General features: G+C 60.7%; 23 protein-coding genes. 14 read left to right on the forward strand and 9 right to left on the reverse strand.

Annotation, left to right across the window (positions count from 1 at the left end):
- The first annotated feature begins 139 nt into the window (after window positions 1–139).
- Genes AC1Q6Z_RS13540 through AC1Q6Z_RS13560 form a run of 5 tightly spaced genes read left to right on the forward strand, consistent with a single transcriptional unit; the run spans window position 140 to window position 4,248 of the window.
- On the forward strand, window positions 140–1,129 hold the full coding sequence (locus AC1Q6Z_RS13540) for an ABC transporter substrate-binding protein (RefSeq protein ID WP_439630184.1): 990 nt from the start codon (window positions 140–142) through the stop codon (window positions 1,127–1,129).
- On the forward strand, window positions 1,129–1,971 hold the full coding sequence (locus tag AC1Q6Z_RS13545) for an ABC transporter permease (RefSeq protein WP_256116720.1): 843 nt from the start codon (window positions 1,129–1,131) through the stop codon (window positions 1,969–1,971). The genes AC1Q6Z_RS13540 and AC1Q6Z_RS13545 overlap by 1 nt, the downstream gene beginning before the upstream one ends.
- Window position 1,972: 1 nt before the next feature.
- Window positions 1,973–2,779, forward strand: coding sequence for an ABC transporter ATP-binding protein (locus AC1Q6Z_RS13550; protein ID WP_256116721.1), 807 nt, complete (start codon window positions 1,973–1,975; stop codon window positions 2,777–2,779).
- A 6-nt stretch (window positions 2,780–2,785) separates the two neighbouring features.
- Window positions 2,786–3,538: an ABC transporter permease gene (locus AC1Q6Z_RS13555; protein ID WP_439617364.1), complete on the forward strand. Its 753-nt coding sequence runs from the start codon at window positions 2,786–2,788 to the stop codon at window positions 3,536–3,538.
- A complete protein-coding gene (locus tag AC1Q6Z_RS13560; protein WP_492648195.1) occupies window positions 3,538–4,248 on the forward strand; it encodes a fumarylacetoacetate hydrolase family protein in 711 nt (236 codons plus the stop codon). Before AC1Q6Z_RS13555 ends, AC1Q6Z_RS13560 begins: the two co-directional genes overlap by 1 nt.
- A gap of 419 nt (window positions 4,249–4,667) precedes the next feature.
- Here the strand turns inward: AC1Q6Z_RS13560 and AC1Q6Z_RS13565 are convergent, their stop codons facing one another.
- Entirely contained in the window at window positions 4,668–5,855 is a 1,188-nt protein-coding gene (locus tag AC1Q6Z_RS13565; protein ID WP_492648351.1) for an MFS transporter, read from the reverse strand.
- Window positions 5,856–5,940: 85 nt separating this feature from the next.
- Here AC1Q6Z_RS13565 and AC1Q6Z_RS13570 point away from each other — a divergent pair, with 85 nt between their 5' ends.
- The 8 genes from AC1Q6Z_RS13570 (at window position 5,941) to AC1Q6Z_RS13605 (ending at window position 14,755) form a co-directional block, all read left to right on the forward strand.
- Window positions 5,941–6,264 (forward strand): ArsR/SmtB family transcription factor, encoded by a 324-nt coding sequence (locus AC1Q6Z_RS13570; RefSeq protein ID WP_256116725.1) that lies wholly within the window; start codon window positions 5,941–5,943, stop codon window positions 6,262–6,264.
- A 219-nt stretch (window positions 6,265–6,483) separates the two neighbouring features.
- Window positions 6,484–7,281 (forward strand): IclR family transcriptional regulator, encoded by a 798-nt coding sequence (locus AC1Q6Z_RS13575; protein WP_256116726.1) that lies wholly within the window; start codon window positions 6,484–6,486, stop codon window positions 7,279–7,281.
- Between the two features lie 152 nt (window positions 7,282–7,433).
- Entirely contained in the window at window positions 7,434–8,807 is a 1,374-nt protein-coding gene (locus AC1Q6Z_RS13580) for an MmgE/PrpD family protein (RefSeq protein WP_492648196.1), read from the forward strand.
- Between the two features lie 73 nt (window positions 8,808–8,880).
- The gene (locus AC1Q6Z_RS13585) at window positions 8,881–10,071 is read left to right on the forward strand and encodes a mandelate racemase/muconate lactonizing enzyme family protein (protein ID WP_492648197.1); all 1,191 of its coding nucleotides are present in this window, start codon (window positions 8,881–8,883) and stop codon (window positions 10,069–10,071) included.
- Between the two features lie 20 nt (window positions 10,072–10,091).
- Window positions 10,092–10,589 (forward strand): VOC family protein, encoded by a 498-nt coding sequence (locus AC1Q6Z_RS13590; protein WP_492648198.1) that lies wholly within the window; start codon window positions 10,092–10,094, stop codon window positions 10,587–10,589.
- A gap of 43 nt (window positions 10,590–10,632) precedes the next feature.
- A complete protein-coding gene (locus AC1Q6Z_RS13595; RefSeq protein WP_492648199.1) occupies window positions 10,633–12,339 on the forward strand; it encodes a thiamine pyrophosphate-binding protein in 1,707 nt (568 codons plus the stop codon).
- A gap of 22 nt (window positions 12,340–12,361) precedes the next feature.
- Window positions 12,362–13,315, forward strand: coding sequence for a ketopantoate reductase family protein (locus AC1Q6Z_RS13600; protein WP_492648200.1), 954 nt, complete (start codon window positions 12,362–12,364; stop codon window positions 13,313–13,315).
- Window positions 13,316–13,444: 129 nt separating this feature from the next.
- On the forward strand, window positions 13,445–14,755 hold the full coding sequence (locus tag AC1Q6Z_RS13605) for an MFS transporter (RefSeq protein ID WP_492648201.1): 1,311 nt from the start codon (window positions 13,445–13,447) through the stop codon (window positions 14,753–14,755).
- A gap of 192 nt (window positions 14,756–14,947) precedes the next feature.
- Here the strand turns inward: AC1Q6Z_RS13605 and AC1Q6Z_RS13610 are convergent, their stop codons facing one another.
- The 4 genes from AC1Q6Z_RS13610 to AC1Q6Z_RS13625 form a co-directional block, all read right to left on the reverse strand.
- Window positions 14,948–15,874 (reverse strand): dihydrodipicolinate synthase family protein, encoded by a 927-nt coding sequence (locus AC1Q6Z_RS13610; RefSeq protein ID WP_492648202.1) that lies wholly within the window; start codon window positions 15,872–15,874, stop codon window positions 14,948–14,950.
- A gap of 132 nt (window positions 15,875–16,006) precedes the next feature.
- Window positions 16,007–18,556 carry an HWE histidine kinase domain-containing protein gene (locus AC1Q6Z_RS13615; RefSeq protein ID WP_492648203.1) on the reverse strand — a complete coding sequence of 850 codons (2,550 nt, stop codon included), beginning with the start codon at window positions 18,554–18,556 and terminating at the stop codon, window positions 16,007–16,009.
- The gene (locus AC1Q6Z_RS13620; protein ID WP_256116737.1) at window positions 18,543–19,028 is read right to left on the reverse strand and encodes a biliverdin-producing heme oxygenase; all 486 of its coding nucleotides are present in this window, start codon (window positions 19,026–19,028) and stop codon (window positions 18,543–18,545) included. Before AC1Q6Z_RS13620 ends, AC1Q6Z_RS13615 begins: the two co-directional genes overlap by 14 nt.
- Window positions 19,029–19,510: 482 nt before the next feature.
- The gene (locus AC1Q6Z_RS13625; protein ID WP_492648204.1) at window positions 19,511–20,500 is read right to left on the reverse strand and encodes a zinc-dependent alcohol dehydrogenase family protein; all 990 of its coding nucleotides are present in this window, start codon (window positions 20,498–20,500) and stop codon (window positions 19,511–19,513) included.
- A 101-nt stretch (window positions 20,501–20,601) separates the two neighbouring features.
- On the opposite strand from AC1Q6Z_RS13625, the gene AC1Q6Z_RS13630 reads away from it, so the two are divergent.
- On the forward strand, window positions 20,602–21,498 hold the full coding sequence (locus AC1Q6Z_RS13630; RefSeq protein WP_492648205.1) for a LysR family transcriptional regulator: 897 nt from the start codon (window positions 20,602–20,604) through the stop codon (window positions 21,496–21,498).
- Window positions 21,499–21,608: 110 nt separating this feature from the next.
- Here AC1Q6Z_RS13630 and AC1Q6Z_RS13635 read toward each other — a convergent pair whose 3' ends face one another.
- From AC1Q6Z_RS13635 to AC1Q6Z_RS13650, 4 genes are all read right to left on the reverse strand, one after another.
- Window positions 21,609–22,016, reverse strand: coding sequence for a cupin domain-containing protein (locus AC1Q6Z_RS13635; RefSeq protein WP_492648206.1), 408 nt, complete (start codon window positions 22,014–22,016; stop codon window positions 21,609–21,611).
- A gap of 11 nt (window positions 22,017–22,027) precedes the next feature.
- The gene (locus AC1Q6Z_RS13640) at window positions 22,028–23,059 is read right to left on the reverse strand and encodes an aldehyde dehydrogenase family protein (protein WP_492648207.1); all 1,032 of its coding nucleotides are present in this window, start codon (window positions 23,057–23,059) and stop codon (window positions 22,028–22,030) included.
- Window positions 23,060–23,061: 2 nt separating this feature from the next.
- On the reverse strand, window positions 23,062–24,141 hold the full coding sequence (locus tag AC1Q6Z_RS13645) for an Ldh family oxidoreductase (RefSeq protein ID WP_492648208.1): 1,080 nt from the start codon (window positions 24,139–24,141) through the stop codon (window positions 23,062–23,064).
- A 68-nt stretch (window positions 24,142–24,209) separates the two neighbouring features.
- Window positions 24,210–25,379, reverse strand: coding sequence for an alpha/beta hydrolase family protein (locus AC1Q6Z_RS13650; RefSeq protein WP_492648209.1), 1,170 nt, complete (start codon window positions 25,377–25,379; stop codon window positions 24,210–24,212).
- Between the last annotated feature and the right edge of the window lie 19 nt (window positions 25,380–25,398).

The raw sequence follows: 25,398 nt of genomic DNA on the forward strand, positions 1-25,398 counted from the left end.
ATATATTAAATCAATTAGAGGCCAGAAGTAGCCTGCCGATCCCGCATCGCAGCATGTTTAATTGGTTGACACAATTCTCGTTTAATGAAGAATTGGTTTTATATTGGGTTGGGAGAACCCGATTTTGGGAGGAAGAAAAATGAACATGTTTGCCAGACGAATGAGGGCGTCCGCGGTCGCCGCCGCACTTTGCCTTTCTGCCGCGGTGCCCGGATTGGCCTTCGCCGATCCGATGCGTGTTGCTTTCGGCGATATCGCGACGGTCGAATCCCTCCATTTGCTTGCGGCGCTGGAACGCGCGAAGGAAAAGGGCGTCGACGTGCAGGTGACGTTCCTGAAGAGCGAAGACATCGCCGCACAGGCCGTCGTCAGCGGCCAGGCCGATATCGGCATCGGCGGCCCCTATGCGCTGCTCCAGAAGGTGAAGGCGCCGATCCGCATCTTCCTGCAACTCTCCAAGCTCCAGTTCTACCCGGTGGTCAACACCGAATTCTACAAGGAGTGGAAGGATCTCAACGGCCAGGAAATCGCCGTGCATTCGCGCGGCTCCGGCACCGAGGCGATCATGCAGCTGATGGCCGACAAGAACGGCATCGCCTATTCCAACATCTCCTACGTGCCGGGTGCGGAAGTGCGCACGGGCGCCCTGCTTCAGGGCAACGTCAAGGCGACGATCGTCGATTCTTCCGGCAAGCGCATCCTGGAAAAGGAAGCGCCGGGCAAGTTCGCCTTCCTGCCGCTGGGCGAGGTGGCCGCGACCGACGAGGCGCTCTTTGCCAATACCGATTATCTCTCCAAGAACACGAAGGACGTGGAAATCCTGGTCGAGGCGATCCTGACCACCTGGCGCGAGGTCGCGGCGGACCCGAAGGCGACCATTGCGCTGCGTGAAAAATACAAGCTGCTGCCGGATGCGACGCCGGAAATGGTCGCCGACATCGACCCGTACTTTGCCGAAGCCGCAGCCACCCTGCCGCTCAACGGCGGCGGCGAGGATGCCGCGAAGGACGATTTCGACTTCTACACCGTCTCCGGCGCGCTCGAAGGCAAGGCCGCGGACCTGAAGGTCGAAGACTTCTGGGACCTCACGGCACTCAACGCGGTGCTTGCCAAAATCGGAACCAAATAATGCACATGGCCGCTACACCCCACAAGGTGAGCGCGACGGGAGGAGCCGGCAGCGGCTCCTCCACCATCGTCGAAACGCTCGCCGAATTCGCCCGGCGCCGGAAGTCCTTCTGGGTCGTGCTGTCGCTCGCAATTCTCTTCACCGCCTGGGAAATCGCCGGCCGCGTCCCGATCAGCTTCGCCTTCCCGACCTTCCTTGAAACCTTCGCAGCCCTGATAGAAATGACGCTCGACGGCACGCTGCTGCCGGCCTATGCCATTACCTTCCAGCCGCTCCTCATCGGCGTCGCTGTCTCCGCGGTGCTCGGCATCGGGCTCGGCATCGCCATGGGCCTGTCCGACAAGGCGGAGTGGCTGTTGGCGCCGGTCTTCATCGTGCTCCAGGCAGCGCCGATGGCAGCGCTCGTGCCGCTCGTCACCTTCGTCTACGGCATCGGCCTCGTTGCCAAGACGCTTGCCGTCATCATGCTGGCGCTGCCGGTGATCGTGCTCAACTCGTACAAGGCGGTGCGCCACGTCAATCCGTCGCTCGTCGACATGTGCCGCTCGTTTCAGGGCACGCGCTTGCAGCAGATCTTCAAGATCATCATTCCGGATGCGACGCCCGTGCTGTTTGCCGGCCTGCGCCTCGGCATCGCCGCCGGCTTCATCGGCGTCATGCTCGCCGAACTCCTGATCACGCCCACGGGCATCGGCGACCTCATCACCTACCACCGCTCGATCGCCAATTACGCCCACATGTACGCGGCCGTTGCCTCCATCATCGCCGTCTCGACGATCACGCTTGCCGTCCTGCAATATGTCGAGGTCCGCTTCCTGCGTCCCGAAAAGAGGAGAAAGTGACATGGCCAATCCCATGCCGGCCCGCGCGGCCGAACAATCCGGAACCGCCACGTCCGATGCCATCGTCGAGGTGCGCGACATCTGCAAGCGCTACGGCGATATCGAGGCGCTGCGCGGCATCAATCTCGAATTCGAGCGCGGCAAGCTGACGACGCTGCTCGGCCCGTCCGGCTGCGGCAAGACCACGCTGCTGAAGATCATCGCCGGCCTGGTGCCCGCCACCTCCGGCCAGATCCGCATCAACGGCAAGGTCGTCACCGGCCCCGGCCCCGAGCGCGCCTTCGTCTTCCAGGATTTCGCGCTGATGCCCTGGGCGACCGTGCTGCGCAATGTCAGCTTCGGCCTGGAACTGAAGGGCGTGCCGCAGGCGGAGCGCCACCGCATCGCCAAGCACTATATTAGCGAAGTGGGCCTCTCCGGCTTCGAGGAAAAGTACCCGCACGAGCTTTCGGGCGGCATGCGTCAGCGCGTCGGCATCGCGCGCGCCTTCTCGGTCAATGCCGACGTGCTGCTGCTTGACGAGCCCTTTTCCGCGGTCGACGAGCAGAACCGCCGGAAATTCCAGGAAGACCTGCTCCAGCTCGTCGAGAAGGAGCGCAAGACCTTCCTCTTTGTCACCCACTCGATCGAGGAGGCGGTCTACGTTTCCGACCGCATCGTGCTGCTCTCGCCGCGTCCCGGCCGCGTCTCCCAGATCATCGAACCCAATATCGATCGCTCCGCCGCACCGGACGTCATCCGGCGCGACAAGGGTTATCTCGATGTGGTGGAGGAGATCTGGCAGGGCCTCCGGCAGTATGCGGAGTAGGGCGCCATGAAACTCTTTGGCTTCAAGGTCCCCATGATGACGTCGCTCCTGTTCTGGGCGCTCGTCTGGGAAGTCGTCGGCCGGATGGATGTGATCTTCCTGATCCCGCCGATGAGTGCAATCGTTTCGGCCGGCTTCGAGCTCGTCGCGACGAATTCCTGGCAGAACGCCTCGCTGGTGACGCTGCGATCCTTCTTGGTCGGCATGGCGCTGGCGATCGGGGTGGGGGTACCGCTCGGCATCGCCATGGGACGCTTCAAGATCGTCGACAACATCTTCGGCCTCTGGGTCAACATGTTCGTCAGCGCGCCACTCTCCGCCCTCGTGCCGGTGCTGATGATCCTCTTCGGCCTTGGCGAGACGACGGTCGTCGTGACCGTCTTCCTCTTCGCCGTCTGGATCATCGTGCTCGATGCACGGGCCGGTGTCATGCAGGTGCCGCCGTCGCTGATCGAAATGGGGCGCTGCTACGGCGCTTCAAGCATCACGATCTTTTCCAAGATCATCCTGCTCTCCGCCCTTCCGGAAATCCTCGCGGGCATCCGCATCGGTCTCATCCGCGGGGTGAAGGGCGTGGTGATCGGCCAGATCCTCGTGTCGATTATCGGGTATGGCGAACTCTTCGAGCTCTATTCCCGCTCCTTCGACATGGAGCGGTTCTGGGCCCTGACAATCATCCTCTTCGCGGCAGCCATGCTGTTGTCCGCGGCCGTGGAACTCTTTGAAAAACGCATCGAATATTACGCAGGAGCGCGATAATGAACGACATGTCCTCCATCAATGCCGCTTACGTCTTCAAGCCGGCAGCCGTCCCCGCGCTGCCCGTCGTCGACAGCCAGGCGCTCTTCCCGGTGCACCGCATCTACTGCGTTGGCCGCAACTTCGCCGACCACGCCATCGAGATGGGCCACGACCCGGACAAGGAGCCGCCGTTCTTCTTCCAGAAGAACCCTGATACGCTTGTCCTGCCCGGCACCGATTTCCCCTATCCGGCCGAGACGAACGACGTGCATCACGAGGTTGAGCTCGTCGTGGCGCTGAAGAGCGGCGGCGACAACATCCCGCTCGATAAGGCGCTCGATTGCGTCTACGGCTATGCCGTCGGCCTCGACATGACCCGGCGCGACCTGCAAGGGGAGGCCAAGAAACTCGGCCGCCCGTGGGAGACCGGCAAGGCCTTCGAAAGCTCCGCGCCCTGCGGCCCCGTCCATCCGGTCGAAAAGGTCGGACACCCGACGGACGGCGCGATCTGGCTCAAGGTCAACGGCGAGACCCGCCAGGAGGGCGACCTCAACCAGATGATCTGGAAAGTCCCGGAAATGATCTCCTACCTCTCACGCCTCTTCACCCTGCAACCCGGCGACCTCATCTACGCAGGCACCCCCGCCGGCGTCGGCGCAATCGTCAAGGGCGACGTGATGGTGGCCCATGTGGACGGTGTCGACGAGGTCTCCTTCAAGGTTGGCTGAACACGAGGCGGCGCGCTCCGGCGCGCCGACCTTTCTTATTTGGCCCGCAAAGCTTGGGCAGGGAAGATAGAAACTTCGGCGATTATTTTTCCCAAAGCCGCACTTCATTTTTGAACCAAACGGTGACGTTTATCGTCCAGCCTCTCCGACCATCGATCACCGAAAAACAGAGGATGTCGCAGCGGCCACATGCTCCGCGCCCGACCATCGGTTCGTGATGGTATCAGTTCAAGGATACTTTGGGCTGTAGTCGGCGTAGACACCCCACTCCGGCAGGGCAGAGTAGGCGAGCGATCCGCGCACGAAGGAATTCTTGTCGAAGGTGCTTTGAGGATAGCTGATATGACGTGCGGAGCGGCCAACACCAGCCGCGTGAATCTGATTGTGTGCCAACCCGCTACGAATCCAGTTAGACAAACTCAAGACGACGTTCCGAACTTCCGCAGCAGGCCCGCCGCCGCCGAGAACAACACGATCAGCGTGCCATAACCGAGCGTCGTCGCCGTCAGGCCGAAAGCGCCGACGGCGATGCCGGCCAGCAGGGTGGGTAGGCCGAAGGCAAGGTAACTCAATGTGAACAGGGCGGCGAAGAGTTCGCCGCGCTCGTCTGGTCGAACGGTCGGGACGATGGACCGCAACACGCCGTAGAAGCATGTCCCGAAGCCGGTCCCGGCAATGACGAGGGCGGCGAGATAGGCCGGCAGGGACTGCCAGGCGATCGCAGCGAGTGTCAATGCCGTGCCGATCGAGAGCGCTGTGGTTCCGTAAAGCGTCACCTGCCGCGAGGAATGGCCGCGCGCGGCATAACAGGCGGCGGCGCCGGCAGCGCAGAGCAGCACGATGACGCTCGCTTGCGTCAGATGATGCTCGGCGCCGAAGACGTGCCGGATGATCGGCGCGCCGAGTGCAAGATAGAGCCCACCCGTCGCCCAGCCTGCAATAACGGCCGGTGCGCTCCGCCAGAAGGCCTTGGCAGCCGTAGCTGGTACGCCGATCCGCGGCCGAAGCGAGGCCCATACACCCCCATGCCGCGGCGCGGTCTCGGGGATGGACCAGATCACCGCGGCAAACAGCACATAGGCGGCGACGAGGGTGCCGAACACATCCGCTTCCGCCATCTCGGTGACGTCCATCAAAATGCCCGCCGCGAGAGCCCCTATCGCAAGCCCACCCAGTGGAATAACCGAGTTCCACACCGAGGCGCTTCCCGGCCTGTCCTGCGGCTCGAAATCGACCACCGCCGCAGAGAGCGCCGACAGCAGCATCCCAGCCGCGATGCCCTGCAGCACCCGCGCCACCATCAAACCGGCCACGTCGCCCGCCTGCCAGAACAGCAGCAGGCTCAGCGCCATCAGCGCAAAGCCCCCGGATATGACCGGCCGCCGGCCGACGTGATCAGACAGCGATCCCGTAACAAGCAAGGATGCGAGCAGCGCAACGGTATAGACGGCGAAGATGCCGGTCAGCATCGCCGCCGAAAAGCCGATCTCCTGCTGAAGCACGGGATAGAAGGGCGAGGGCGCGCTGGCGCCAGCCATCATGACGGCCATTCCGGCAAGGGTAATGCGAAAGCCCGTGAGGCTGCGCAGCGGCATGGATTGCGTCATATCCGTCAAGGTGCACCTGATAGTTCGAATAATTTCGAACAATTCTCTACTATCATTTTCACGACGGTTCAACTAAATTCGAACCATGGCGTCCGATACCGACCTTCACCACCCCGCCCGCCACGATCTGCGGCTGACCGACGTGCTCTTCGCCTTGAGCGATCCGGAGCGCCTGGCCATCGTACGCCAGCTTTCCGATGGACCGCTTGAAATGGCGCAATGCTATCTCTCCGACCCTTCGATGCCCAAATCGACCAAGTCGCATTTGATGAAGGTTCTGCGCGAGGCGGGTGTCATCCGCAACGAGCCCCTGGGCCGCGGCCGCCGACTCAGCATCCGCCACGACGACCTAGAGGCGCGGTTCCCGGGATTGATCGGTTCAGTGCTCGGCGCTTCCGTCGATGCTTAGCGGAGGTATGACCTGATGGGCGCTGAGGGGACTCAGGGCGGATTTCCGACCAATTGCTCCGAATGCGGGTCACATCGTTCTGTATTTGGAATGGCAGTCGAAATATAGAACAATATTCGATTTTCTATTTGACATGCCGGACGGTTGTTCCTCTTATTGTTTGTATCGGGACAGAAACCCAAGGGGTGGAGGCCGATGAAGTAGAGGGAGGAACTGGCTTTGATACTCAACGAAGCAGTCGTTCGTGCAATCGACATCATCAGCCTGATCGCCGCTTCAAGCAGGCCGCTGACCCTCTCCGAGATATGCAAGAAGACCGGAATTCCGAAGACGAGCGCTTTCGGTATCGTCAACACGTTGGTGCACAAAAGGGCGCTCGAAATTGCTGACGATCAGGTGAAATCCTTTCGCATCGGATTGGGGATCCTCGAAACCACACTGGCCGCGCTTTCGGAATCGGATCTCCTGAAGGCGGCGCGGCCGACACTGGAAGAACTGAACGGACTCATCGGGGAGACGATCCTTTTCGCGGTCGAAGACAACGGCCAGATGGTCTTTCTCGACATGTTGCAGGGTGAGGCCTATCTGCGCGCCATCGTAAAGCTTGGTACACGCGTCGAGATGCATTGCTCGGCAATCGGCAAGGCCGTTCTAGCAGCGATGCCCGAGATTGAACTTCTGACGTTCCTCAACGACTCGCCCCTGATGAAGAAAACCACGCACACGATCACCAGCCGCGCGGAACTTATGAAGGATTTGCAGGCGACGCGTCAGCGGAAGTTTTCTCTGGACGACGAAGAGAATGTTGAAGACGTACGTTGCGTCGGTGCCCCGATCTACTCGCGATCCCGCAAAGTGATTGCCGGCGTCAGCATCACGACTCATGCTTCCCGGGTGGACCGGGACAAACTCGAATACTACGGGGCGCTGATCCACAATGCCGCGCTGAAGATTTCGCGGCGCATGGGATTTAGCGAAACGGACCTCTACTGGAATGAACTGGCATCCACCGGCTGACCATCCTTCGATCGATGGTTTTCCGGGGACGACCGGGCCGTCGCTGAACGGCGGCCCGAAGCCGAACTGAGTCTTCTTCTCAGGAAGATCGGACGAGCCTGCGCCCACCGGCGCCGGAAAGCCCACCTGTGTGCAAAAATGGAGGAAAAACAATGGGTTTGAAAACCACCCGCGAGATCGCTGACTACGTGCACGACTTCAAGTATGAGCAGTTGCCGTCGGATCTCGTCTCACATGTCAAGGACATCGTCAGCGGCTATATGTCGTCCACGCTGGCGGGTTCGATCCTGCCGATCGGGCGGGTCGCGACGGCCTATGCAAGGCAGCAGGCCAGCAGCCAGCAGGCCGGCGTGTTTGGCGGCGGATTCAAGACGACGCTCGAAGCAGCGGCGGCGGCGAACGCTACCATGGCGCATGCGACCGAACTCGAGGATGTCGCCTTTCCAGAGGGGCTTTATACGCTCACCGTTCTTGCACCGGTCTTTGCCATCGCAGAGCATCAGCGGATGACGGGCTGCGAGGCCATCGAGGCGTTCGTTCTCGGATATGAAGTTGCGGGAAAGCTCGGAGTGGCTTGTGCCGACGCCGGAGCGAAGGGCTGGATGCTGTCCGCCGTCTTCGCATCTGTCGGCAATGCCGCGGCGGCCGCCAGGCTCTTCAAGCTCGACCGTGAGCAGACACTCAATGCCATCAGCATTGGTGCTTCGCAGGGCACGGGCCTGGTCAAGCAGGCCGGCATGGGCGCCCACACATTCGAGGCAGGGTTCGCCGCTCGCAACGGCATTTGCGCTGCCACGCTCGCCAAGCTGGGCCTGGACGGTGCACCCGGTATTCTCGAAGGCGTCGGCGGAATGGCGGACCTCATCGGCGGGATGGCGGATTTCGAGCTGGTCGAAGGATTTCGGACAGCGGAGATCGGTATTCGCAAATATCCATGCTGCGGGCTGCTCCAGCGGACGATCGACGGTATGTCCGACCTTATCGCGGCAGAGAAGCTGACGATCGATGCGGTGGAAAGCATCGAGGTCGAAGTAAACCACACCTTTGCGATGTACATGAAGTACGCCGATCCCCGCACAGCCGCCCAGACGCGCTTCAGCATCGAGCATGCCATGGCCGCCTGCTTCATCGAGCAACCGGTCTTCCTGGTATCCTTCACCGACGAGGCGGCTCATGATCCACGCTACGCCGCAATCCGCCGGAAGGTGACAATGAAGGTTCACCCCGAATGGGAACGCGGTTACTTCCCGCAGCCCGCCATTATCACGGTCACAAAGAAAGACGGAACGGTTCTCAAGCGCGAGTGCGTCTTCGCCCGGGGAGATGCGGGCCATCCCGCTTCTCGCGAAGACATCGGCGGCAAGTACCAGGGTGCGATAGATTTCGTCGGTGTCCTCTCGCAGGAGCAGGCCGACAAGGCTTCGCGCATCATCGAAACGCTCGACGACATTGAGGATGTCTCGGAGCTGACGACGATCTTTGCTTTCCCCGACCAGCTCAAGGCATCGGAACGCAAGGTCGCGTGAGGATGAATGGTCGGCGGGCGCCGCTGGCGTCCGCCGATGTTCGAAAGGTGGGAATGATGAGGGGAGGCATCGCATGAAAATCACCAATGTCGAAGCGCTTCTATGCGATGGTGGCTGGTGGCCCTGGATATTCATCAAGGTCCAGACCGACGAGGGGATTGTCGGCTATGGCGAATGCAGCGACAATCGCGTCAATCCCTACGGAATCCTTGGCTGTGTCGAAGACCTGAAGCCGCTGCTCGTGGGCTCGGACCCTTCCGCGGTCGAAGCCCTGTACTGGCAAATGTTCCGGCTGACGCGCCCCAACCTCGGGGGCGTGGTACAGAAGGCGATCGCTGGCATCGAGATCGCGCTCTGGGACATCAAGGCGAAGGCGCTCGGCGTGACGGTCAGCGAACTGTTCGGCGGGCCGATCCGCGACAGAATCAGAGTATATTGGAGCCATTGCGGCACCTATCGCGCGCTCTACCCCGACATGGTTGGTTCGATGCCGCTCCGCTCGCTCGGCGATATTGCCGAACTCGGTGCGGAAGTCGTGGAGCGCGGGTATACCGCACTAAAGACCAACATGGTGGTGCCGGGGGAGCCTGCGTCGACGATCTGGAGCGCCGACGGAAACGTCACGACCGAGACCTGCCGTTCCATCGAGAAGCTGCTCGGGACGTTCCGCGATGCCGTCGGCGATACGGTCGACATTGCCCTCGACCTCAACTTCAATTTCCGGGCGGACGGAAACATTCGCATCGCCCGCCTCGTCGAACAGTTCGATCTGATGTGGCTGGAGCTCGATTGCTACGATCCCGTAGCACTTCTGCAGGTGAGGAACGCCGCACGCACACCCATCTGCTCGGGCGAAAGCCTCTATACGATGCGGCAATACAAGCCTTTCCTGGACGCCCATGCGGTGGACGTAGCGATGGTTGACGTAGCTTGGAACGGCCTGTCCGAATCGAGGCGCATCGCGGCGCTCGCCGATATCTGCGAAACGCCGGTCGCCCCGCACAATTATTACAGCCATCTATCGACGCTGCTGAGCGCGCATTTCTGCGCCGCCGTGCCGAACCTCAAGATCCTTGAGGTCGATGTCGACAGCGTTCCATGGCGCGATGACCTTTTGACCGAACCGCTCGAGATCAAGGACGGCTATCTGACGCTGCCAAAGAAGCCCGGCCTGGGTGCCGACCTCAACGAGGCTGAAGTCCGGAAGCGCCCCTGGGTACCCAAAGCAGATCCCCTCAAACTTCGACGCGTGCGCGGCGCCTGATCGCGGCTGGAGAGAGAACCATGAACGACACCCGCCAAAGTCAGCATTCTGAACCGCTCGGTCCGCAGGATGCACGGATTTTCGATCCCGCACGGCTCTATCACGTAGGCATCTGTGTGAGGGACATCGCTGCGACGGTCCGGTTCTACAGCGACGCCTTCGGAATCGGTCCGTTCACCTATCGAGATGTCCGCTTCGAGGACGCCACCTACTACGGAAAGGTCGCCGGCTACAGCGGCAAACGCGCCTTTGCCCAGCTCGGTCCGATGATGCTGGAACTCATCGAACTTGGCGAAGGGCCGACGATCCAGAAGGATTTCATGGAACAGCACGGCGAGGGTCTGCACCATCTCGGGTTCGAGGTCGACGACCTCGCCACGGCGATGGACGAGGCCAGCCGCAAGGGATTGACGATCACGCAGAGCTTCACACGTCCAGACGGGACCGGATTCGCCTATGTCGATTCCGACCGGGTGGGAGGCACGATTTTTGAAGTCGTCGAGAAGGTACGGCCGTGATGCACGGCGACTTTGCGGCAGCAACGCGAACGGAAGACAGGACATGACCATCGCCGAAAGACAGATAGAGGCCTCGACAACGTCGGGAGCGGAGCTAATCGCCTCGACGCTGAAAGGCTATGGCGTTACCCACGTCTTCTTCATGGAGTCGGTGCTGCGTCAAACGCTGATAAGGCTGGAAGAGCTGGGCGTGAAACGCGTGCTGGCCCATAGCGAGGCCGCCGCCGTTTACATGGCGGATGGCTATGCGCGCATAGCCCGGCGACCTGGTGTCTGCCTGGCCCAGTCGGTGGGTGCCGCGAACCTTGCCGCTGCCTGCCAGGACCCGTTTCTCGGAAAATCGCCTGTGCTTGCACTCACGGGCAAGAAGGCGCCGCATGCACAACACCGCAACGCCTATCAGGAGATCGACCACCGATCGATGTTCGAGGCGGTCACGAAATTCAACGCGGCCGTAGAGACGTTCGAGCAGTTGCCGCGCCTTCTCCGGCAGGCGCTCCGTGAGGCGATGTCCGGTTCGCCCGGACCGGCGCACCTCGATATTGCCGGCGGTTTTGCGGGGGAACTGATTGAAACGGCGACGGGCGTCTCGAACGTCATCGTCGATGCGCCTTTTACCAGCTATCCCACGCATCGTCCCGGCGCCGATGTGGACGGCATCGCGCTGGCGGCACGCCTCGTGACAGCGGCGAAGCGCCCCGTCATTCTTGCAGGAGGAGGCGCGCGCCTCTCCGATGCGGGCGCCGCGATCCGGCGCCTCGCCGAGCAGCATGCCATCCCGGTCGCAACGTCTCTGAATGCCAAGGATATCATTCGGGGTGATCATCCATTCTCGGTGGGCGTCATCGGAACCTATTCGCGATGGACCGCCAATCGCACCGTCCACGAGGCCGATCTCGTCATCCTCGTCGGCACGCAGACGAGCGATCAGGTCACTGCAAACTGGACAATCCCCGCTGTGGGCACGCCCGTCATCCAGATCGACATCGATCCGCGCGAGCTGGGGCGGAACTATCCCAACACGGTTTCGATCTGCGGTGATGCGAGGACGTCGATTGAACAGTTGACCGAAGTTTTGCAGGAGCCGGTGCAGCGACAGGCGTGGACCGAACACTGGCGTGCGCTCAACAAAGCTTGGGACGAGGCGTATGACGGCCCTTGCACGAGCGACGCTATGCCGATCAAGCCCGAGCGTCTCTGCCGTGAGATCACTGAAGCACTGCCCGAAAACGGCATCCTTGTTTCCGACACCGGTTATGCTGGAATCTGGACCGGGGCGTTGGTCGATCTGAAGCATGAGAGCCAGAATTATATCCGCGCAGCCGGCTCGCTCGGCTGGGGTTTTCCTGCTTCTCTTGGTGCAAAATGCGCGGCGCCGGACCGACCCGTCTTGTGTTTTACGGGCGATGGCGGCTTCTGGTACCACATGAGCGAGCTTGAGACGGCGCGCCGCTGCGGCATCAACACGGTGACCGTGATCAACAACAACAGCGGTTTTGGACAATGCATCGATGCGATCCATCGAAACTATGGCAGTCGGCCGGGACACCCGACCGATCTCTATGAATTCAGGAACACGGACTTCGCACGGATCGCCGAGAATCTCGGATGCATCGGCATGCGCGTCACTGATCCTTCGGATTTGCGGGAATGCTTGTCACAGGCGTTCGCAGCCGAGCGACCCGTGGTGATCGACGTGGTGACGGACCAGGCCGCGCGGGCGCCCGCACCGTGGTTTCCAGCAAATTGAGCGTACCTGGGGAGGGACCGAAATGACGAATTACGAGAATCCGGCGGTTGTCATTGTCGGTGCCGGCGCAATGGGATGCCTGTTTGGCGGGCTTCTGGCGGAGGGCGGTCTGAATGTCACACTGGTTGATGTCTGGCAGGACCATGTCGATCGCATAAACCGTGACGGCCTGAAGGTCGTCGGGTTCGGGGGCGATCGCCATATCAGGATGCGTGCCGTGCCGAACGGTGCCGAAGTCCAGCGTGCAGATGTCGTCTTCTTCCAGTGCAAGGCGACCGCCAACAAGGCAGCGGCGGGCAGTGTCCGGCACCTCTTTTCGGGCGGAGAGACCGTCGGCATCAGTTTCCAGAATGGTATGGGCAGTGAAGACGAGATCGGCGGCATTGTCGGTCCCCAACAGATGCTGATGGGACTAACCGCCCAATCGGCGATGCTGGAAGAGCCCGGTGTCGTCCGTGGTTTTGCAGATCTGCCGAGCTATATCGGAGAACTTCAGGGTGGAGCCTCGGAGCGCGCGACCCGGGTTGCATCCGTGTTGACGCGACCCGGCCTCAAGATCGTCGCGAGCGAGGATATCCTGCGCGAAAAATGGTCCAAGCTGCTCGTCAACATCGCCTTCGCGGGCACAAGCGGCACCACCGGGCTGACACTCGGTGAGGTGATCGAGCACCCCGAACTCCGCGCCGTCGCAGAGGCAGCGATGGAGGAAGCGGCGATGGTCGCAGCGGCAAAGGGCGTCGTGCTGGATCCAGCGGCTCGCACGAAAACGTTCGACCAAATCCTGTCGGGTGCGGCACGAAACAACAAGGCCAGTGTCCTGGCTGACCTAACCGCGGGTCGCCTAACAGAAGTGGATTACATTTACGGAACCGTGATCCGCTATGCCAATGAACTCGGCATCGCTGTGCCAACCATGAGGGCGCTTGCGGCGTTGATCAAGGGCCGCGAGGCAGCGGCAAAGCCCCCTGCCGCCTAGTCGGGAAAATACGCATATCGAGATTATCAGAGACCCATGGTGGGGAGTGACCGTGGTGATCGAGTGCATTTGCGTCGCGAGACCGGCTCGAAGCAAATGTTGGGCTTACCGGTTTTTGGAGGAACACCGATGACTACGCTTGTGGAGAGGACCACTATCAACAAGGTCGCCTGGCGACTGATGCCCTTTCTGTTCATTTGCTACTTCTTCAACGTGATCGACCGCGTCAATGTCGGCTTCGCGGCGCTGACGATGAATGCGGACCTGAAGTTCACCGCAACCGCTTTCGGGACGGGCGCGAGCATATTCTTCGTCTCCTACGTGCTGGCCGAAGTGCCATCCAATGTCCTGATGCACCGCTTTGGTGCCCGGATCTGGATCGCTCGTATCATGATCACCTGGGGCATCCTGTCTGGTGCGCAGGCGTTCGTCTGGGACGAATTTACTTTCTATTCTGTGCGGTTCGCTCTGGGCCTTGCCGAGGCCGGTTTCTTCCCAGGCATGATCTATTATCTCGCGCAGTGGTATCCGGCACAGTACCGTTCGCGGACCTTCGCACAGCTCATGGCTGTCAGTCCGTTCAGCAGCGTGGTCGGCGCTCCGGTCTCCGCCTGGTTGCTTGGCTTTACGGCATTCGGCTTCGCCGGCTGGCAGCTCATGTTCATCATCGAGGCAGTCCCCTCCGTCATTCTCGGCGTCATTTGCCTCATCTTCCTGACCAATCGTCCCGAGGATGCGCACTGGCTGACCCGCGAGGAGAAGACGTGGCTGACGCAGACGCTGAAGGCCGAGGAAGAGGCCAAGCAGAAGGTCCGCAATTTCACCTTCTGGCAGGCCTTGCTCAATCGGAAGGTCCTCATGCTTGCCGTTCTGGAATTCGGCCTTGTCATGGCCAATTGGGGCATGAGCTTCTGGCTTCCGCAGATCGTCAAAGGATTCGGCGGCCTGAGCAATATCCAGGTCGGCTTCATCAGTGCCATTCCATTTCTCGGAGCCCTGGTCGGCATGCAACTCTGGGCACGCAGTTCGGATCGCACATTGGAGCGCCGCTTCCATCTCGCCTTCGCCTGTCTGGTTGCCGCGCTGGGTATTGCTGCCGGAGCGCTTATCGCCAGCCCCGTGCTCAAGATCATCGCCCTGTCGATCGGCATCATGGGCTTTTGGTCAGCTCTCTCGGTCTTCTGGACGGTGCCGACCGCCTTCCTGGGTGGTTTGGCGGGTGCCGGCGCAATCGCGCTCATCAACTCGCTTGCGCAGTTCGGCGGAATCATATCGCCATGGCTCATGGGCTATTCGAAGGATGCGACGGGTGACTTCACCGTCGGCCTTTTGGTGATCGCCGGGTTCTGCATGGTCTCTGTCATTCTTTCGCTCTTTGTCACCAATGATGAGCGCGATCAGAAGGCGGGCAAGCTTGTTGCCGCGCCCGCAGGAGAATGACATCCGGATTAGGAAGCCCTGAACTTGCGAACCGCACCCGGGAAACCGTGTGCGGTGTCGCCGCAGATAGAGCCGGCGGCACCCTGCGTTTCAGGGATTGACCCATCGCCAATCAGAAACCGTACCTGCCTCATCACAGGCGATAGCAGCACTTCAGGGTTTTAGCCGCTCCTTTCGGCTCCCTGTCAATGCCTACAGCGCGGCGCGCTTGTCATATCGCGCAAGGCGAGACAACAGATAATCCACCTCCGCCTTGGCAGTCGAAGATAGCGACTGAGCGGGCTTGCGCTGAGTATCGGTCGTGATGACGCCGCGGCGTTTGAGGACATGCTTGCGGACGGCGAGCCCCACGCCGAGCTGCTGTTCGTAACGGATGAGCGGCAGGTGGGCATCGAAGAAATCATGTGCTTCATCCCGCTTCCCGGCGGCAAAAAGGCCGATCAGCTCCGTCAACATGTCCGGGAAGCCGTAGCCGGTCATCGCGCCGTCGGCCCCACGTTCCGGTTCGAAATCCAGGAACATGCCTCCGTTACCGCAGAGAATCGAGAATGGCCTGAGCTCGCCGGCAATTTGCAGGCTGCGCAACGTCGAGATTTTTTCCAAACCCGGCCAATCTTCGTGCTTGAGCATCAGGCAGGAGGAATGGTTCGTCATGATCCGCGCGATCACGCCCGGCGACATAACGACCGTCAAGGTAAGCGGATAATCTTGCAGCACCCACGGCACATCGTCTCCAATGGCATCCACCGCGCCTGCGAAATAACCGACGATCTGGTCATCGGTTCGCAGCGCCGGCGGAGGGGCGATCATAACGCCGGCAGCTCCCATCTCCATGGAGTCGCGTGCCAGAGACCGCATGCCTGCGAAGCCGGGAGCCGAAACGCCAACGATGACCGGGACCTTGGCTCGGGAAACCACCCGCTTCACGATGGCACGGCTTTCCTCGGGCTCCAATTTAGGCGCCTCGCCCATGATCCCGAGTATCGTGATGCCGGTGCAGCCGCTTTCCTCGTAAAAGTCCGTCAGTCGATCGATAGAGGTAAAATCGACCGATCCGTCGTTGAGAAAAGGTGTTGTCGCGATTGCGTATACGCCTTTGGAGCTCACGCTGAATGCCATTTTTACGGTCCTCCCGAACCCGTCAATGCGCCTCTGTTTGGCGTCCATTGAATCGTGGCGGTTACTCGATCCGTCATCGTTTATAGCAGTCAGGCAGCACTGATCGGCCTCAAGCTCGTGATGAGCTTGCCCCTATTTTGAACGGCGCCTTTCGATCAGCGACGAGAGCGCTGTAACAATTGCATTTCGGTTATAGGGTTTTCGGACAATCGGCACACCCGTCAGTGTCTCAGGAAGTTCAGCGCCCTCTCCGTAGCCAGTCGCAAATACAAAGGGAGTGCCCCTTTTTCTCAGCTCCTCGGCAACCGCGAAGGAATTCGTGGCGCCAAGATTGATGTCCAGGATGGCGAAGTCGGGTGGACTGGCTTCGATCTGCGCCATTGCCTGTTTGACGGAACTGGTGGTGGCGACCTGCGACAACCCCTCGTCGGCAAGCATGGCTTCCAGATCGAGGGCAATGAGGATCTGATCCTCGACGATGAGGACCGAAGGATCTGTTGCACTCAGCCCCTTTGGGCGAGGGGAGGCATCCTCCTCCAACCGCACCGCCATTCCCGAGCCTGGTGCCGTTAGCCTGACATGGGGAGGGGGAATTTTGAATGTTGCCTCCAGTCCGGATGCTTCGAAGCGGATCGCGCTTTCGCCATTGAGGTCGTAGGGAACACTTCGCTCGATGAGTGCACTGCCAAAGCCGCTGCGGGAGGGCACATGCACGACAGGGCCTCCGTGCTCGCGCCAGCGGATTTCGCAAGCATCATTCTTCGCCATCGACCAGGAAACGTCCACCATACCCGAAGCGACGGAAAGCGCGCCATATTTAGCGGCATTCGTCGCGAGTTCGTGAAACACCAGCGCCATGACGGAGAATGCGCGGCTGTCGAGCCATACGGCCGGCCCAGCAAGGCTCACGGTCGATGCTTTCGATCGGTAGGGCTGAAGCTCTGCTTGCAGGAGATCGCTGAGAATGCCACCGCCATCGCCGCGAACCACCTGGTCATGGGCGACCGACAGGGCTTCGATGCGACCTTGAAGGGTGGCGACATAGTCTTCGAGCGTGCTCTTGTGCTGCTGCGGGCTCGTCACGAGCGACTTGATGACAGCCAGGATGTTTTTCACGCGATGACTGAGCTCTTGGTTCAACATGCGCTGCCTCACCTCGGACTTGCGCCGTTCCCCAGCCATCAGTTCGTTGTGCCTCAGCACGATTTCGACGATGGAGATGCGTGCAATGTCGGCAATTTCACGATCCGCATCCGTCCAGGCCTGGGCTTGGGCCTTCACCGTCTCCTTCCAGATCGCGAAGCTCTTGCGCGGCGTGAGCCGGTCACCGAGGGGGCCGGTATCGTAGGTCTTTTCCGGATTGCCCGCCCAGTCGAGGGTTTGCACCAGCTCCTTTCGAAAGAAGAGGAGGCAGTCCGATCCTGTTTGGGAGAGCGGAATGGCAAGCACCCCGGACACGCGATCGCTGTAAGATGCAGCCTCCGGCAATTTTTGCGACAGTGCGTGGGTTGCCCATACACGACCTTCGCTGATGATCCTGATGAACTCGAGGAGATGGGGGACCGCTTCGTCCGGCGGAGTGGTGCCATAGCCGGCCCATTTTCCGTCAAACATCACGCCGATGCCGTCGTTTGGCAGGAGTTGGGCGAATTCCTGCAAGCTCTGCCTCAGAAGCTCACCGACATTTTCATGGTGGGACGAAAGAATGAGGAAACGATCGAGCGCCTCCCGGATACCGGCAACGGCCGCGACCCGCTTGCGCTCCTTCAGTGACTTGAGATGAAGCGAGAAAAACTCGCCGAACACCTCCATCGCCACGCGTTGCGCCATGGGCAGGGCTTGGGGAGAGTAGTGGTGACAGGCGATCAGGCCCCAAAGGGCGCCATCGAGGATAATGGAGATCGACATAGAGGCCGCGACACCCATATTGCGCAAATATTCGCAATGGATAGGCGAAACGCTGCGCAGATGCGCGAAGCTGAGATCGAGCGGCTCGCCGGACGCATCCAGCAGTGGATTGACAGGCACTCGCTCGCCACTGGCGTCGGCGATGACGCGGATCGTGTTCTTGAGGTACAGCGCGCGCGCCTGCTGTGGAATGTCGCTCGCCGGAAAATACTGGCCGAGGAAGCTTTCAAGATCGGCGCGTTTTGTCTCGCTGACGACCTTTCCTGAACCGTCCTGCTCGAAACGATAGATCATCACGCGGTCGTAGCCGGTCGCGCCGGCAACGATCCGACCTGCCCGTTGCACGAGACGGTCGACATCGGTGATGTCGCTGATGCGGCCGATCATCTCGCGTGCGATATGCAGGGGCTGGCCAATCGAAGGCGCCTGTTCGAACTCGACGATGACCGCGGATTTGTGGTGATGGATGGCAATGTCGAACACACGCTCCCCGCACACCATGTCGAGAAGAAGCGCTGGCCGCGACGCAGTCGAGACGGTTGCGAGCGCGTTGCGCAGGTCGTGTAGCAGTTGTTGTCCGACCACGTCGCCGACATCGCGGCCGAGAAGATCACCGTCATAGCCGAGGACGGTCCGTGCGTTTTCGGAAGCTCGCTCGATGGTCGTCAGGCCGATATCACAGGCGAGAAGGCATCCGTGCGACTGAATGCTGCCTGGTATGTGGATGGGCTCGCGATCGCAGGTATCGAGATTGACGGGTTCAGTCGGCGACAAGAAGTTCACTTTCAAAGCATTGCAGCGCAAGGGCGAAGACGGCATTGGCAGACGTGGCCGCCCGCTCGATATCGAAGTCAGAGGCCTCGTCCAAGAGTACGAGAAAGGACTGCCACTGCGCTATGTCCTTTGACATAACGGCGAGATGCCGCGCTCCAAAAGCCTCATCAAGGCCGAGGGCAGCCGCCCGCTGGCGAAGAACTCGGGCTCCAAGCGTGGAGCCTTCCAGCACATAAAGCGCACCAAGCAAGACACTGTGGTCATTCAGGTCCATGTCGTGAGCGGCATTTCCAGCCGCTGGCAAGCCCAGGTCGATAGCGTCTCTGTTAAGAGACTTTGCAAGCGTTATCGGGCGCCAGGACCAGCCGGCCGGCCAGACGACATGCTGCAACGCGCCCTCCATTGCAGCGCGGAACCTGCTCACGCTCGTCAGATAGCGCCCATATTCGTCGACGGTATTGAAACTGCCCACGGAAGCGTCCAGTCGCTCATGTGCCGCCTGTGTGCGTCTCCTGAGAGAAAAGCGTCGTTCGCTACCTGCCAATCTTTCCTCCAAAGTGGGACCGCCAACATCTCCCCAAAGCGGCGTCGCAACGAAACACGTCTTAAGCGATGGATCGAACACAAAAATCGTCGTGGAATCTATGCGCTCCCATCTTGTCGGGCAAGGGCAAGGCTGCACTGCTGGGCCAGCTCAATAGCAGTTTTTGCTCATGCGAGCACGAAAGTGGAGTCTCACAAGAGTCACATCTGGACGCTTCAAACCGGAAGATCTGCTATAAACAACGCCGCAATTGCCAATACATTTTGATCATCTTTTGTCCGCTGCTCGCATCGTTCTTTCACGGATTCCACCTTGTCTATGACATCACGCTGGGTCGTGAACTCCGAACGGTGGGTTTTGTTCCGATACAGATTTCATCGCGCCTATCGAGGCGTCGGATAGCCTCGCGTCTAAAGAGTGACGACGACTTTACCGAACTGACTGTTCGATTCGAGATAGCGGTAAGCTTCCACGATATCATCGAACGCAAAGGTCCTGGCGATTGTCGGAACAAGTGTGCTGGAGGCCAGGCCATCGACAATAAAAGCCTTAGCGTGTTCCAGCCGGTTCGGATCCCGAATGAGTTCGTGCACCAGATAGCCGCGCAGGGTCAGGGTCTTCGACAAGGCTGCGAGCAGCGGAAATGGCGTCGGCTGCGGGTCGAGACCACCATATTCAATGAGGATGCCGCCTTTTGACATGGCATCCGACAGAGCGCCGACCATGGGGCCTCCGACCGCGTCGAGAACGACCCGGATATTCTCACATCCTGTAATCTGCCGCAGCCGCTGTGAAAGCGGCTCCTCGGCCGTTGCGATCACATATTCCGCTCCCGCATCGAGCAGTCCCTGCCGCTTCGCCGATGTGCGGGTGAGTGCTACAGGGACGGCGCCGATCTTGCGGGCAATCTGGATCGCCGCGATGCCGACGCTGCTCGATGCCGCCGTTATGACGACGGGTTCGCCCGGTTGCAGTTGTGCCAAATCCACAAGGGCGCCGTAGGCGGTCAGGTAGGGCATCCAGACGGCCGCAGCCTCCGTCCAGCCAAGGTTCGCAGGGTTTTTGACGACATGGTTGGCGGGAAGGACGGCAAACTCGCCGTGCGTGGGATAAGTGGTCATCGATATAGGAGGTATGACGCTGACCGCATCGCCCGACGAGAACCCGTCGACGCCTGCGCCGACGGCATCGACAACGCCGGATGCCTCAAGCCCCAGCCGGGCAGGCAATGTCGGTGTTTCGATATAAGTACCCGCCCGTATCAATGTTTCGGCACGATTCAGCCCCAAGGCCTTTACGCGAATGCGAACCTCGCCGAAGCCAGGCCCCGGAATGTCGATTTCCTCGATCTGCAGGACCTCCGGTCCGCCGTGCCGGTGGAATACGATAGCGCGTGCCATAGGGTCACTCCGAAATAATGATTTGGAATGATCTATGAATGATGCGGACCTCGCGATAAATGACGAATACTTTATGTCAGAAATAATCAGTGGTTATGAATATGGACCGTTTGACAAGCATGGCAATCTTCGTCAAGGCGGTCGACCTCGGGTCGTTCGCTGCAACTGCGGACGCCTTCGAGATTTCCGGGCCGATGGTGGGGAAGCACATAAAATTTCTCGAAGATCGGCTCGGTATTACCCTGCTGCATCGCACCACGAGAAAGCAAAATTTGACGGAGCCTGGCAAAGCTTATTACGCGCGATGCCGTTCGATCCTTGCTGAGGTGGATTCCGCCGACGCCTTGGTCGCCGGGGATCTGACACAACCCCGCGGGCGACTGAGGGTGAGTTTGCCCGTCCATTTCGGAAGACGCTGCGTGGCGCCCATACTGCTGCAGTTGACGCGCCGCTTTCCGGGGCTCGAACTTGACCTATCCTTCACCGATCGCATCAGCGACCTCGCGGAAGAGGGGTATGACTTCGCCGTACGTACCGGGGAACTGGAGGATAGGACGGACCACATCGCCCGACGGATTGCCACGCAGAAGATGATCGTCGTCGCATCTCCCGCCTATCTCCAAGCGAACGGGACGCTGGAGACGATTTCTGACATCGCGGCGCATGTGGTGGTTCTCTACCGCCGCTCGGGGATTGTCGCTCCATGGGTTTTTCCACGTGGATCCGAACCGGATGCTAAGGTCTCTGTTACCGGACGTCTGCGTCTTGACGATTTAAATGCGATCGCCGATGCAGCGGCCGACGGCGAAGGCTTGGCGTGGCTGCCGCTGTGGTTGGTAAAGGACAGGCTAGAGGCTGGAACTCTCATCAATGTGCTGCCGACCGAGAGGCCGTTTCTATATCCTGTGCATGCGGTATGGATGAAGACAGCGCATTTGCCATTCAGCGTGCGGCTGGCGATCGACGAGTTGGCCAAATCTCTACCCGACAAGATGTAGTCTCGCCGCTTCGACACTAGGGGCATTTTATGCCTCGGCACTCTGGGCGCAGCTTTTTCCCTGCCTTGCTGTGGTGTGATCGGCTTATCGGTCGAGCACGCCAGCAGGGGTCATGTCTTGGCCTTCCCATGCTCGGCGTCGATCGAGCGGGTTTCGCCGGTTGCGATCATGGTGCGTGTTGCGTCGATGGAGGCATAGGTCCAGAAGATGCGCATGGGCTTGTCCGAGGCGTTGATGAAGCGATGCGGGACGTTGGCGGGGATCCAGGTCGTGTCGTTGGTATCGAGCTGATGTTCGACACCGTCGATCTCCGCGATCGCCCGGCCTTCGATGACCATGACGCTTTCCTCGCAATTGTGGCTATGCAGCCCGATCGCCGCCCCCGGATCGAAGGCCGTGATGCCGTTGATCATGCTGGTGGAGCCGCAGGCGCGGGTGACCAATGGCGTGGTGCGCGCGCCGCCGCCGCGGTTGTTGGTCTTCATCTCTCTCGGGCGAAGGATGGCGGCTCCGGTCATGCTTGGTCTCCTCATGCTGCTGGCTTGGCTGGACCGATCCAGACGGACTTGATGTTGACGAATTCGCGGATGCCGTAGACGCCAAGTTCGCGCCCGTAGCCGGACCGCTTGATGCCGCCGAAGGAGTAGCGTGGGTCGGAAGCGACCATGCCGTTGATGAAGGCGGCACCGGCGTCGATGTCACGGGCAAGCGTGCGTGCGCGGGCGATGTCCCGCGTCCAGATTGCCGATCCCAAGCCAAATTCGGTCTGGTTCGCCAGCCGCACAGCGTCTTCTGCATCCTTTGCCCGGATGATCGCGGCGACGGGACCGAACGTCTCCTCGCAAAAGGCGACCATGTCGGGCGTTACATGATCGAGCGCGGTCGGCGCATAGAAATAGCCCGGACGGTCGACCGGCGCGCCGCCGGCCTTCAGTTCGGCACCGGCAGCAATTGTCTTCTCGACCTGCGCGTGAAGTGCGGCCATCAGGTTTTCGCGCGCCATCGGGCCGATATTGGTGTCGCGCTCGGTGGGGTCGCCGACCTTCGACTTGGCAACCCCTGCGCAAAATAGCGCGACGAAACGATCGGCGATGCTGTCCTCGACAATGAAGCGCTTCGCGTTGACGCAGGACTGGCCGACATTGATGTAGCGTGCTTTTACAGCAACGGCGACAGCCTCGTCCGGATTGGCATCGGCGAGCACGATGAACGCGTCCGATCCGCTGAGTTCGAGCACCTGCTTCTTCAGCGCCTTGCCGGCCTGCGTGGCGTAGAAATCGCAATTGTAGGCGCATTTCTCGATCTCGGCTTCCGCTTCCACAATCGGCTTGCCCATTTCCTGCGTGATCGGGGCCGCATATTTCGGTTTGCCCGCCCGCGGAACACGCGCCATGCCGGCGAGGAGCTTGACGCGATCGTCGACCGACACTCTGCGCCACGCCTTCTGTGCATCCGCCGCCGCCGTCAAAGCCCTGTCTACGTAGGCATCGTCATGGGGTTCGAATGCGGCAATCTCCGCGCCGGTTGCGGGGTTGGTGGTGACGATGGCTTTCTCCTCCATCGTCACACCCTTGCGCTAAGCGTGGCAATGCCGAGCTCGGTAGCAAGCGCATCGAGTTGCGTGAGGAGAGGGGCGGCGAGGGGAACACCCGTCGACGAGCGCTCTGCGCGGCGCGCCGTGCGTTGCTCACCCGGCATGCGGATTCGCATGCCGGCGATTGTCTGGCCGGACCGCAGGTTGGCCAATTGCTCGCTCAGCACCGCCGCGAATACGTCCGGTGGCATGAAGCGTGCAATATCCAGCGCAAGGATGAAATGACCGGTATTGGTGGCCGACGTGTTGTCGGCGTTGAAGTCGATGACCTCTTTGCCAAAGGCGGCGCCATTGAGAGTTCCGGCCAGAATGCCCAGGACAAGGGCAAGGCCGCTGCCCTTGTATCCGCCGATGGGAAGAAGCACCCCGTCAGCCGTGCGCGTCTGGTCGGTCAAAGGAGCTCCATCCTCCTTCGAGACCATCCAGCCCTCCGGCAGGGGTTTGTCTTGAAGGACCCGCCCTTTGACCGTGCCATAGGACACGACGGTCGTTGCGATGTCGAGGAGCACGGGAGGGCCGTTTCCGGCGGGGATACCCACCGCAAGGGGGTTCGTTCCCAACAACGCCTCCGTGCCGCCCCAGACGGCCATGTGGTTTGCACTTGCAACGGCGGAGTAGATACCGATCATTCCGGCCTTCACCGGCATCTCGGCGTAAAGCGCGCCGGGGCCGGCATGGTTCGATCCTCGCACGCCGACCCATCCGATGCCGGTTTCCCGAGCGAGAGAAATGGCAGTCTCGGCCGCTTTGCTCATCACCAGATGGCCCATGCCGTTATCGCCATCAACGACTGCAACGGATGGCCCCCGTATTTCGGCGCGAATATCGGGTGTTGTATTAACCGCATCGCCACGGATACGGCGGACATATTGCGGCAGCCTGAAGATGCCATGACCATCGGCGCCGGTTAGGTCCGCCTCTGCCATCAACTCCGCGACCCGGTCAGCGTCTGCAGCGGACAGGTTGCAGGCGCGCATCGCATCGCGAATGAGGCCGTGGATGGCAGCGATGGGCGTGGCGATGGTGGCGGCGGAGCTGTTCACGCTCATCACGCTTCTCCATGTCTTGTATTCTAAGAAGGATTGGCCCCGACTTGGCTTTGTCGTGGCCGTATCGCTCAACGGCCATGGACCAGCTTGTCTTCGAACCAGCTCCACATCGTGGCGGTGCCGTAAGTGAGATAGTCGCGCTGGCAATGCTGTGCCCCGCCTTCCTCGCCATCGAAGACGCGGATGGTCTTGTCCGCGGAACCGATGGCGTCGAAAAGGGCCTGGGCGTCTTTGAGCGGCACCTGCTCGTCATCCGCGCCATGGGTGACGAGGAAGGGGCATTTCATGTTCTGCACGACGCCGTCGAGCCGGAAAGGCTCGAGCTTTTCGAGTGCCTCTTCGAGGGTGTCTACGCCGAGGATCCAGGTGATGTGGTGGCCCGGCACGGACATGGAGGCGTTGAACGAGGCTTCGATGCGGCGCTTCCACACCGCGTGGTAATCCCAGATAGCACCCCAGGCGACACAGGCGGCAAAGCGCGGCTCCATGGCTGCGCAACGCGGGGCGTAATATCCGCCGAGGCTGATGGCTACGACGCCGATTTTCTTCGAGTCGACGTCTTCACGCGTTTCCAGGTAATCGATGCAGGCGCCGCCGGCGGCTTCGTAGTCGTGGCGCAGATGAAGGCCGCGGAAGCGGATCGCCTCGCCCGTGCCGGGGCCGTCCATGACGAGAACCGAGATGCCGCGCTTGATGAGGTCAGGCACCCCGAGCACGAACTGAATCTCCTTGGTCACATCCAGGCCGTCGAAGAAGACTACGCAGGGCGTCCGTTCGGATTTCGCATTCTGCGCCGGGACGAAATAGCCCGGCAGGCTGCCGCCTTCCAAGGGAACCTCGACGATCTCGATCTTGTAGTCACCCAGTTCCGCGAATTTGTGGAAGCATTCGACGCCAGTGCGATAGGCATCGAGCGCACGCTGGTCTTTGGGCGTGCGGAAGCGTTCGCCCATCTGATAATAGTGGCATGCCCTCAGATAGAATGCTGCGGCCGAGACCGGATGGCCGGACGCCTCGAAGGCTTCGCCGCGCTGCCGCACTTCATCCGCGACGGGGATAAAGGCATTGAACCAGGCCTCGTCATCGTCCGCTCTTTTCCCCTGCAATTGACGCCCAACCTTGTGCAACTCGCTGATGTCTGTGCCGCCATAGGGGGTTCGTCCAAGCATGTTGATGAAGGCGGAAGACCATCGGTAATTGCCGGGGAAGTACATGAAATACTTGGGCACGTCGGACATTGTCTGTTCCTGTAGCTGT

The sequence above is a fragment of the Shinella sp. GW835-FHT14H05 genome, assembly GCF_058793575.1.